3 protein-coding genes are annotated in these 4,158 nt (G+C 71.3%); 1 reads left to right on the top strand and 2 read right to left on the bottom strand.

Features of this window, described 5'->3' with window-relative positions:
- The coding region (locus tag CCN51_RS47760; protein WP_086861020.1) for an alkaline phosphatase PhoX at positions 1–1,108 on the top strand (1,108 nt) is incomplete at its 5' end.
- A 73-nt stretch (positions 1,109–1,181) separates the two neighbouring features.
- Here CCN51_RS47760 and CCN51_RS47755 read toward each other — a convergent pair.
- Positions 1,182–2,483, bottom strand: coding sequence for an MFS transporter (locus tag CCN51_RS47755; RefSeq protein WP_014172903.1), 1,302 nt, complete (start codon positions 2,481–2,483; stop codon positions 1,182–1,184).
- Positions 2,480–3,580, bottom strand: a complete 1,101-nt coding sequence (locus tag CCN51_RS47750; RefSeq protein ID WP_014172904.1) for a PLP-dependent cysteine synthase family protein — start codon at positions 3,578–3,580, stop codon at positions 2,480–2,482. The genes CCN51_RS47755 and CCN51_RS47750 overlap by 4 nt, the downstream gene beginning before the upstream one ends.
- Between the last annotated feature and the right edge of the window lie 578 nt (positions 3,581–4,158).

Here is a 4,158-nt window from a genome sequence, read left to right as displayed (position 1 = left end):
CTTCGGCGGCACATTGATGCGCGGCGCCGCCTACGCGGCCCCCGCCCAGAACGGCCCCGGCCCCTACGGAGCGCTGGGCGCGGCCGACACCAACGCCATCCAGCTGCCCACTGGTTTCACGAGCAGAGTCATCGCCCGTTCCGGAAAGGTCGTCTCCGGCACCTCGTACACCTGGCACAACGCCCCCGACGGCGGCGCCTGCTTCGCCGACGGTACGGGCTGGATCTACGTCTCCAACTCGGAGGTCGCCACTGGTGGCGGCGTTGGCGCCGTCAAGTTCGACTCCTCCGGCACCATCACCGGCGCCCACCGCATCCTGTCCAACACGCGGAACAACTGCGCGGGCGGCGCGACCCCCTGGCAGACCTGGCTCTCCTGTGAAGAGGTCAGCCGCGGCTACGTCTACGAGACCGACCCCTGGGGCGTGAAGGCCGCCACGCGCCGCGACGCCATGGGCCAGTTCAAGCACGAGGCGGCAGCCGCCGACCCGGTGCGCAAGGTGATCTACCTGACCGAGGACGAGACGGACGGCTGCTTCTACCGGTTCACGCCCACCACCTGGGGCGATCTGTCCTCCGGCACGCTTCAGGTGCTGGTCGCCGGCACCGCCACCTCCGGATCGTTCAGCTGGAGAGACGTACCCGACCCCGACGGCTCTCCCACCGCCACCCGCGACCAGGTCTCGAGCGCCAAGATCTTCAACGGTGGCGAGGGCTGCCACTACGCGGGCGACACCGTCTGGTTCACCACCAAGGGCGACAACCGCGTCTGGCAGCTCAACCTGAGCAACAGCACCTACGAGCTGGCCTACGACGACTCCTTGGTCAACCCCGGCTCCGCCCCGCTGACCGGCGTGGACAACGTCACCGGCTCCTCCTCCGGTGACCTGTTCGTCGCCGAGGACGGCGGCAACATGGAGATCTGCATCATCACACCGGACGACGTCGTCGCGCCGTTCCTGCGGATCAACGGCCAGTCCGGTTCGGAGATCACCGGCCCGGCCTTCTCCCCGGACGGCACCCGGCTGTACTTCTCCAGCCAGCGCGGCACAAGCGGCAGTTCCTCGGGCGGCATCACCTACGAGGTGACCGGGCCCTTCCGCCGCTGACGGGGCGGGGCGAGGCGAGGAGCGGCGGAGGGTCCGTGGACCCTCCGCCGCTCCGTTTCCCGACTGTGGTCCGTCAGGCCGCCGCGGGTTGTGCCCGGGGAGCGGGCACTGCCGCAAGGCGGCCGGTGCGGTGCAACCCGTACAGCGCGGCAGCGCACACCATGCCCAGCATCAGCAGCGCGCACCACGGCAGCGCGGACATCCCGGCCGCGCGAGCGGCGTCCAGCGCGGCGCCGGTGAGCAGGTTGCCGAGGGTGATGCCGACCCCGCAGATGGTGTTGTACAGCCCGTAGTGGGTGGCGACGAGCCGGTCACCCGAGAGCCGGACGATGGTGTCCATCTCGAACGGGTAGGCGATCATCGTCCCCAGGGCGAGCAACAGCGCCGAGAGCGCGGGCGGAACGGCGGCGAGCAACCAGCGGCCCGCACCGCCCTCCGGCTCCGGCACGGCGGTCGCCAGCAGCAGTGGCAGGAAGGCCACGCCCATGGTGAACAGCCCCCAAGCCAGCGCCTGACCCGGTGCCATCCGCGCCTTGCACCAGGCCGTGACCTTCGTCTGTCCGAGGATGGTGCTCAGGCCCGAGACGGCGAACAGCAGCGCCACCGCCGCCGCCCCGGCCTCGCCCTGGCCGCCGAGGCGGCGCACCTCGAGCGGCAGGGCCAGGTAGACCTGGAACGACAGGACGTACGAGCCGATCATGGCGGCGGAGAAGAGCAGGAAGGGCCGGTTGGCCACCACGTCCCGCCACTGCGACAACACGCTCCCGCGCGCGGCGTCCCGGCCGTCCCGGGCGTCGTCGGCCCGGCGGGGCGGCAGCGCGCGGATCTGGACGACACTGAGTACGGCGAAGACCGCGGCGGCCGTGAGGCAGGTGACGCGGAAGTCGATGCCGGTCAGCACCATGCCCACCAGCGGGCCGAGCAGGATTCCGGCCTGGTAGAAGACGTTGAACAGTGCGAACGCCTCCACCCGGCGCTCCCCCGCGTCCGCGGCGAGATACGCCCGTACGGCGGGGTTGAACAGCGCTCCGGCGAGCCCGGTGGCCGCCGAGGCGGCGAGCAGCGCGGGCAGGGAGTCCACGAACCCAAGGGCCGCGAAGCCGGCGGTGCGCAGCACGCATCCGGCGATGATCAGTGGCTTGTAGCCGAACCGGTCGGCCAGGGTGCCGCCGACCAGGAACATGCCCTGCTGGCTGAAGTTGCGCACCCCCAGGATCAGCCCGACCAGCCAGCCGGCCAGTCCGAGGGTTCCGGACAGGTGGGCGGCCAGGTAGGGCATGAGCATGTAGAAGCCCAGGTTGATGGTGAACTGGTTCACCATCAACAGCCGGACGCTGCGCTCGTACGAACGCACCTGCGAGAACAGCGATATCACCGGCTCTCCTCCTCGTGGTGCGGGGAGAGGGGGTCGACCACGGTGGCGCACCGGGTCCAGCGGAGGGCCTCCTTCTCGTCGAGGCTGCCGTTCACCTCGGGTTCGGGTGCCGGGGGTGCGTCGAGCAGGCCGTGGGCGGCGCAGTAGTCGTCGTCGTAGACCGTCCCGAGGTAGCGCTGCGGACCGTCGGGGAAGATCGCCACGATCCGGGTGTCCGCGGGGCTGGTCCGGGCCAGCCAGCCGGCCACCAGGGCGACCGCCCCGACGCTCCATCCGCCGGTGGCGTAGTGGGACGCGGCCAGCTGACGGCAGGTCCACACCGCCTCCGCCGGGGCCACCCAGTGCACTTCGGAGAACTGGTCGTAGGCCACATTGCGGGGGTAGATGCTGGATCCCAGCCCGCGCATGAGGCGGGGCCTGGCGGGCTGGCCGAAGATCGTCGAGCCGATGGTGTCGACCCCGATGACCTTCAGCTCGGGGTAGAGCTGCCGCAGGACCCGGGAGACGCCGGCGGAGTGGCCACCGGTGCCGACGCTGCACACCAGTGCGTCGATGTGGCCGAGTTCGGAGGCCAGTTCAAGCGCGAGTGGGGTGTAGGCGGCGACGTTGTCGGGGTTGTTGTACTGGTCCGGACACCATGATCCGGGGTGCTGGTCCCGCAGGCGCTGGACACGGTCGCGGCGGGCCTGCTGCCAGCCGCCGGTGGGATGGGGTTCGGAGACGACATTGACCTGGGCGCCGTACGCGGTCAGCAGCCGGGTCATGGACAGTTCCAGGCCGGGGTCGGTGACCAGGGTGACCGGGTGGCCGTAGACCATGCCGGCCAGGGCGAGCCCCAGTCCCAGGGTGCCGCTGGTGGACTCGATGATCCGGCCGCCCGGCCGCAGATCGCCACGGGCCCGGGCCCGTTCGACCATGTGCAGCCCTGGGCGGTCCTTGATGCCGCCGGGGTTGAAGCCCTCCAGCTTGGCCCAGAAGCCGTGGCCGGCCGGGGCCAGGGGCTCGGACACCCGCAGCAGCGGGGTGTTGCCGACCAGCCCGGAGATGGCGGACCTGGCGGTGAGCGTACCGGTGTCGGTAGTGGTCGAGGATTGCATCTTCGCGCCTTCTTCGCAGAGCGTGAAAAAGTGTCAGGTCGTCGTTGACCGCGTCACGGCCGGGACCGCGGTGCGCCTCCCCGTTCCGGGACTCGCTCGCGTACGGCGGCATGACGGCGGTGGCGGGCATGGCCTAAATGCGCCACCGGCAGACGACGGTGAGTCTGGAGGCCCCGGACAGCGCTCTGTCGACGTGTTCCTCCCGGGCCCGCACCACCGCGAGGAAGGGCGCCGCGGCCCGTGCCGGAACGACGCCGGCGGTCGCGGCGAGATCGCGGGACGGCGCCGGAAACCGCGGCGTGGACAGGCCGGCAAGGCCGAGTGGAGCGCAGGAACCGGCGCCGTGCCCTCTCACCGGGCTCGCCGTGGTACCGCCGTGTTGTCGCCCTCGTGTTATGCGGGTTGCTGCTGACCGCCCTCGACTGCGCCGGCCCGCACCAGGAGTCGGACCACCCGCGCGCTCAGGCGCAGACCGCCTCCGGGTCACCAGCGGCAGCCGCGACGTCCGCGCGTCCGGACACCCCCGAGATGGTGCACGGCGCCGGTTCCTGCGCTCCACTCGGCCTTGCCGGCCTGTC

The sequence above is a fragment of the Streptomyces milbemycinicus genome, assembly GCF_002154605.1.
Classification (GTDB): Bacteria; Actinomycetota; Actinomycetes; order Streptomycetales; family Streptomycetaceae; genus Streptomyces; species Streptomyces milbemycinicus.
This window is presented reverse-complemented; position numbering and strand designations above follow the sequence as displayed.